Source organism: Xanthomonas sp. D-99, assembly GCF_017746145.1.
GTDB lineage: Bacteria > Pseudomonadota > Gammaproteobacteria > Xanthomonadales > Xanthomonadaceae > Xanthomonas > Xanthomonas cissicola.
The window spans coordinates 1-6,380 of sequence record NZ_JAGHWU010000064.1 but is presented as its reverse complement, the minus strand read 5'-3'; the positions used below and the strand labels follow the sequence as shown (position 1 = coordinate 6,380).

General features: G+C 59.7%; 4 protein-coding genes and 2 pseudogenes. 1 reads left to right on the top strand and 5 read right to left on the bottom strand.

Annotation, left to right across the window (positions count from 1 at the left end; all coding sequences use genetic code 11):
- Nucleotides 1–19: 19 nt before the first annotated feature.
- Nucleotides 20–274: pseudogene (locus tag J7360_RS18040) on the top strand (SDR family oxidoreductase); the annotation flags it as partial.
- A gap of 27 nt (nucleotides 275–301) precedes the next feature.
- Here J7360_RS18040 and J7360_RS18035 read toward each other — a convergent pair.
- The 5 genes and pseudogenes from J7360_RS18035 to J7360_RS21470 all read right to left on the bottom strand — a co-directional run.
- The gene (locus J7360_RS18035; RefSeq protein ID WP_057664334.1) at nucleotides 302–511 is read right to left on the bottom strand and encodes a hypothetical protein; all 210 of its coding nucleotides are present in this window, start codon (nucleotides 509–511) and stop codon (nucleotides 302–304) included.
- An 84-nt stretch (nucleotides 512–595) separates the two neighbouring features.
- A complete protein-coding gene (locus tag J7360_RS18030; protein WP_057679546.1) occupies nucleotides 596–1,219 on the bottom strand; it encodes a hypothetical protein in 624 nt (207 codons plus the stop codon).
- 20 nt (nucleotides 1,220–1,239) lie between these two features.
- Complete coding sequence (locus J7360_RS18025) at nucleotides 1,240–4,077, bottom strand: RHS repeat-associated core domain-containing protein (RefSeq protein ID WP_209034396.1); 2,838 nt, start codon at nucleotides 4,075–4,077, stop codon at nucleotides 1,240–1,242.
- A gap of 265 nt (nucleotides 4,078–4,342) precedes the next feature.
- Nucleotides 4,343–5,221, bottom strand: coding sequence for an RHS repeat domain-containing protein (locus tag J7360_RS21475; protein ID WP_057664337.1), 879 nt, complete (start codon nucleotides 5,219–5,221; stop codon nucleotides 4,343–4,345).
- A 305-nt stretch (nucleotides 5,222–5,526) separates the two neighbouring features.
- Nucleotides 5,527–6,380 (bottom strand): annotated as a pseudogene (locus J7360_RS21470) (hypothetical protein); the annotation flags it as partial.

Here is a 6,380-nt window from a genome sequence, read left to right as displayed (position 1 = left end):
CTAAAAGTGGGGGGATTACCAGGGGCCGCATGTGCGCGTCAACAGCATCAGCCCGGGGTGGATCAGCACCGAGGCGTGGCGCGCGCCGCAGCGCCGGCGGGCCCCGAAATTGTCGCGTCGGGACCATGCGCAGCATCCGGCCGGGCGCGTGGGCACGCCCGAAGACATCGCGCAGCTGGCGGTCTATCTGCTCGCGCCGCAGCTCTCCGGTTTCGTCACCGGGCAGGATTTCATCGTCGACGGGGGCATGTCGCGCAAGATGCAATACGCCTGAACCGGGCGAATTCGAGCTGGCGGCCTGTCAGCAGCGCTCCAACAGCACCTGGAACCAATCGCACCATCCCGCTGCGTTGAGGGCTGCCAACGGGTTGCCCGGGGTATCGCTGTACTGGCAGGTCGCCGCACCGTTGCTGCGGGTGGCCAGCAGGCTGCCGGACAGATAGACGTACTCGACGGTGCCTTGCCCGCACTGTTCCTCGTACAACAGCTGATCGGCCCTGCTGTAGGGCACCTCACCCGAGCATCGTTTGAGTTTGAAACTACCGAATCAAAAACGCCCAGCCCCCGTACACAGGTGGACATTCAAATCTTTGCGCTATTCGGGATGTGAGGGGACACGGCTTGCCTTCTGGTGCCTTTCCAGGCGTCGGAACGTCTTGATCTGTTTGCCAAGATCAGGATCATCCCGCAACTCCAGCAGTTTCATCTTCGCCTTAGGCGACTTGGAGCGGATCAAGGCGATCAACAGCGGAGCGCGATCCAGCCCGAGACTCTTGTCGCCCAACAACCGGATCACATCGTCCAGCACCGTATCGTCCGCTGCGCCGCTCAAGGCAAGCGCTGCCACGTAACGGATTTCCGGCGCAAGGCTGAGGGTGTTGTTCTCGAAGATCTCTACAAGTTGACCCCAGTATTTGCGTGCATGGGGCGTTGCCAATTCTCGGAGCATTCCTTCTCGCACATCATCCGAATAAGAATACGCCAAGTGTTCAAGTAGCACAGGGACGGCCTCTGGATAAGACTTGCCATCCTCGCCGAGCTCGCCGATTGAATTTACATCAATACCAGCCTGCCTTAATGCAGCAACCACAGGAGCACATTGTTCTGCATATTCCTTTATCGCCTTCTGACGAGCATCCTCCTTGGCCGCCCTCATTGCAAGATAATCGTCCCATTTACCATCAGCCTTAAGTTGCGCGTGATGCTCCTCAAGAGTCATCCAGCCGGATTTATCTTTTTTCATGGAATATCCTTTATCACAATATCGCCTGCCGCTTCCGCTTGACGAAGTGGGGCCGAAAGTTTTGCGCCGGGCCTCACGTAGAGATGAAAATCAAATCCCTTGAGCTTTGCGTAATCAACATAGCCTCTTAGCTGCCTAGTATAGTCTAGGGACTGCGTGTTCTTAACTTCGCTGATTGTCCTGAGATCTTTATTCAAGCCGTCAGCTATTCGAAGCCTTCCATTTACGACAAAAAATCCTTTCCCACCAATATTGTATGTGGCTCGTACGGCATCCTCGCCCATCCTACCAAGCCTGACCGCCATCAAGCCGCCGCCCGCCAGCTTGAAACCAGCCCCTTCCGGCATATCGAGCAACGGGTACCAGAGATCGTGCGCAATGGCACCAAAATCTGTGACACTTCCATCACCCGTCAGCCAGTTCCTGTCGGTGAAGGCGGAGATAAATCCATTGCCTGCGTTCGTCGATTGGTGGCTTCCCGCTGATGCACGCTGTGTGCCGCCACCCGAACTTCCGGAATAGGCGCAGATATTCGAGCCTGTTGGCTTTTCACAACGTCCATCCGGGTCGGTGAATCTGTAGGGATTGTTGGCCGCATACCAATAGCGATTGAAGTTGCCTGCACTTGCCGCGTCGACAGCCATCGCGTCCACCGACAAAAACCGCGGAATCGTCGGATCATAGAACCGCTGCTGCATATAGATCAGTCCGGTCCCCCCATCCATCGCATGGCCGGTATAGCCAATGCCATCGACCGTCTTGCCGATCGCCGCGCCGTAGGGTTCGTACTGCGTGCGCTCGACGACCTGCCCGGCCGCGTTGGTGGTCGCTACCGGGCTGCCTAGTGCATCGGTGTGCCGGTAGGTCACGGCGCCGTTGCTGCGGGTGGCCAGCAGGCTGCCGGACAGATAGATGTACTCGACAGCGCCCTGCCCGCGCCGTTCCTCGTACAGCAGCTGTCCGGCCTTGCCGTAGAGCGCCTTCAACCGGCTTCCGGCCGTATCCAGTGCATTGGTCCGCAGGCCCTGGGCGTCGTAGCGATAGGTTTCCTTGCCCTGCACCTCGCGCAAGCGGTTGCCATAGTCGAATGTATAGGCCTGCGCATTCTTCTGGCGCAAGTTGCCTTGGGCGTCGTAGCTCAGCCCGACGATGGTCGCTCCGGCATCGTCGAGGACATTGGTCAGCCGCTGGTTGGCGTCGTACCAGTAGTTGTGCTGACGCACCCCGGCCAGCTTGGCCGAGGTGATGTTGTCCAGACCATCGTAGGTGTACCGATAGGTCTGGCCACCACCGAAATTCGGCGAGGTCGCCGAGATCAATCGGTCCAGGCCGTCATAGCTCATGCTGCGGCTATAGCCGTCGCCCTGTTGCTGGTCGAGGATGGCCGTCACGTTGCCGACTTCGTCGTAACGATACTCGTAGGCGCTGACGTTGGCATCACGGACGTGGAACGGCATCTGTCGCGCGTTCAATTCCAGCGAGTGGATGACGCCATTGCCGTAGGTGAACTGGCGCAACGCACCATTGGCGGCGTATTGCAGGCCACTGGCATAGAGCGTGCCGGACGAGTCGCGCACGGAGGTTGGCTGCCCCAACGCATTGGGAGCGTAGCTGACCCCGAGGCCGGTCGGATAGGTCTGGCTGGCCAATTGTCCATTGGCATCGTGGCCGTAGCCAATACTCCAGGTGTAATCCGGTTGCTCGACCGATTCGCTGGTCAGCAGGCGTCGCTTGTTGTAGGCATAACGATTGGTCACCAAGACCGTACCGCCAGCATTCGAGGTGGTGACCTGCAGCGGGACGCCATCAGCCGCGTAATGCAGTTCCTGGTCACCATTGCGATCGGGAAATTTCAGCGTGGTCATGCGCCCCAGCGCGTCGTAGCCGCGGTCGACACGCCGCCCGCTGGAATAGGCCGCGTCACGGTCGCACGAACCAGCGTCGGGGAGGTTCAATCCGGTCGCCGACCAACTGAGATTGCCGACGCTGTCGTACCCGATAACGGTGGCGCCGGTTTCCGGCTCAATGGTCTTGCACAAGCGCTGCTGTGCGTCGTACACGTAGCGACGTGTCTCCGACAACGGCGGCGGCATCCGCGGGATCAGGAACTTGCCCGAGTTACCGAGCAAATCGTTCGAACCGCCCACGGGCGACAAGCCATAGATGAAGATCGCCTGCTCGGGATGGGACGCACGCACGGTATCGCTGATCGGAATCGCGAAACGGTAGGCGCTGCCCGACGTCTGACACGCCGAGGCGACGGCGGGTTCGCTGGCGAGATTGGACGTCGCCGCGACGATGAACGTACCCGATTGCCATTCTCCCCCAGCGTACAGATGCACGCCGATGGACGGCGCCCAGCCACTGGAACATGCCCAGCCTAGGATCTTGTAGCTTCCGTCACCAACTCTCGACAATCCGTCGATACTCCCACGGATGACCGATTGCGTGATCGAAACCGAGACAGCCTGGGAGTTTCCGGTATTGCCATTATTGTCTGTGGCGACCGCGGTGATCGTATAGGTCCCTGGCCCGACGTTGCCCCAGGTGACCGTATACGGTGCAGACGTGGAGGCACCGACCGAACTGCCATTGGCGAAGTATTCCACTCTCGCTACGCTACCATCGCTATCAGCGGCATCGGCGGTCAAGGTGACCGTCGCCGGGCCGATGAAGGGCGCGCCCGTCGGCGAGCGCAGTTGCACGGTGGGCCGCAAATTCCCGGGGGCCACGACATGGACGGTACGCACAGGCGTGGACTGGGTTGTCCTCTTATCGGTGCGCACTGCGGTGGCACGGAACTGATAGTCCCCGGCAGGAAGGTTGGAAACCACCTTGGAGATCTGCCCGGCACCGGAACTATAGGCGATCGCCTTCCGTCCTGGTAAAGCGTGACCTGACCGATCGGCAAGATGTCCAACGCCTCGGCAACGACGTTGATGGATGCAGGCGCCGTGAAGCTGGCGTTGTTGCCTGGCGACTGCATGCTGATGTAGGTCTGCGCCAGGACAGGCCCGATCACGAAGGCGAGTAGCACACCAAGCCAGCGACTGGTCCGGTGAGCCATCCGCGGCATGCGCGACTGCGATATCTGCTGGCTCATTGCGCCGGCCCTCCGCGGTCGATTTCGGTGGGTTTGCCGAACGCGTCCCTGACAATGCTTGTGGAGACTCCCTCGGGCCGATCGATCCGTACTGGCCAGTCGTAGCTAGGGGCATCGTAAGCCTGGAACCATTCGGTTTGTTGCCGCCCCTTGGGGTCGCTGGTTTGTCGCTTGAAACCATCAAGGTAGGCGATGCGGGTGACAAGCAAGCCTAGCTCGGAATCCTGCGAAACCGATGTCTGCCGCCCAAGCGCGTCGTACTCGAGCCAGGTTCCGCTAGCGATGCTGCTAGCATTCGCTGGGTAGGACGTGAACACCGTCCTACCCTCGGTGTCGTAGCCGAATCGCTGGAAGCGCTGGGTTCCCGCCTGATCTGAGACATCGTATTCAAGCACCAGCGATGGTCGCCACAGGGCATCCAAGTAGGTCAACTTGCGTTGGTTACCGGTACTGGTGGTCTGCCGCCAATGTCCGGCGCCGATGCCGTATTCCTCGCTCCCCACCTGCTCCATTAGCTGCCGGGTGGCATTCCAGGCCACCGTGTCGCCGTCGGGATAGGTCTGCAGGATCATCCGCCCCATTACGTCGTAGTCGAAGGTACTGGCGACTCCATTGACGTCGATGGATGTGCGAATCCATCCATTGTCGTCAACGCTTGCCGTTTCCACTGAGCCGCTCGGCTGATCGGTGGTTGCAGGGTGCTGGATGCGTTGTGGTACACCGCGCTTCCAGTTGGACATGAGCGTCGTAGCGCCGTTTGCATCGGCAAAAAATGCCAGGGTGCCGTCGGTATTCCAGGCCAGCCGGTGCTTCAAGGCGCCAAAAACATATTCCTCTGACGGCAACGCGTTGGCATCGTAGGATGCGGTGTACATCGAGACCGCGTTAGGTGTTCGCTGCGTCAGCGACGCAGTCTTGCCAATCACCCATAGCGCTGGCTGATCGAAATAAGTCGTGTCCTCGCTTCTGGAATAGCCTAGCGAGCTGGTCTTTTCCGTACGAAGCGGTCAGGCGAATGCATCCAGGCAGTAAGGACCTGTGCCGCAGCCCGTGGCGACCTGCCAGGTGAAGGATGCTCCGTCCTGCGTCACGGTCTTTCTGATCATGGGACGCACGTAGGCAGCCGACGGCTCATCCCCGCCCGGAAGAATCCCGTAACTGGACGGGAACGTATGGCCTGCTACTTCCTCTTCTCCCAGAAAATCGCGCCGCTCTTGCCGCAGCACCGTCGTACCGTTTGCTGCAAGAGTTGTGACGGCAAGCATTCGACCTTCATTGAGCCCCCAAAGGACACCGAACTCATATGCGTCGTACTGACCGCCAGGCTGCAACACCCGGACAATCTTGGATCGAGGACAGGTCTCGGCTGGGCAATGGCCGGCGACGGGCTGACGGGTGCCCAGAGGGGATAAGCCTTTTGTCCATAGTCGTACTTCCAGGTCATGGCCTGGGCGATGCCCGGACCGCTGATGGTCTTTGAGACGAGGCTGAAAACATCGTGGAAATTAGCCAGTAGCAGCTGGTAATTGACGCTTTCACCGGAGCTTGCCGGAAGTGGCTGACAGTTGCTCAAACGAACGCCGCTGCGGTAGTGGCGTAAATGCGAGAAGGAGAATGTCGCCACAGCCGAAGACTGATGCGTGACCGTGACAGCGTATTGGCCGTCAGCAACATCGGGCCCGCCACAGTTGGCAGTGATCGCAGCGTCCCAAGCTTGGTACAGGATGGTCCGGCTTCCACCGTACTGATACTGCCAGCGCGCCTGATCCGGCTGCAGGACAGCGGCCAGATCGCCGTTTGCATCGTAGTGATACGTCCAATCCCTACCGTTGGTTGATGCGCGGATCAGGCGCTCGCCATCATAGGCAAGGATAATCGCTCGGCCGTCGCTTGCCGAGATCGATGTGGGGTGGCCGTTACCGTTGTAGGTGAAGGATACGTAGTTGCCGAATCGATCCTCAATTCGGCTAGCCAACAGGTAGACAGTGACCCGCGGCACCAGTGCGCTGCCAGCGCTAAGGAAGGTCTGATCAA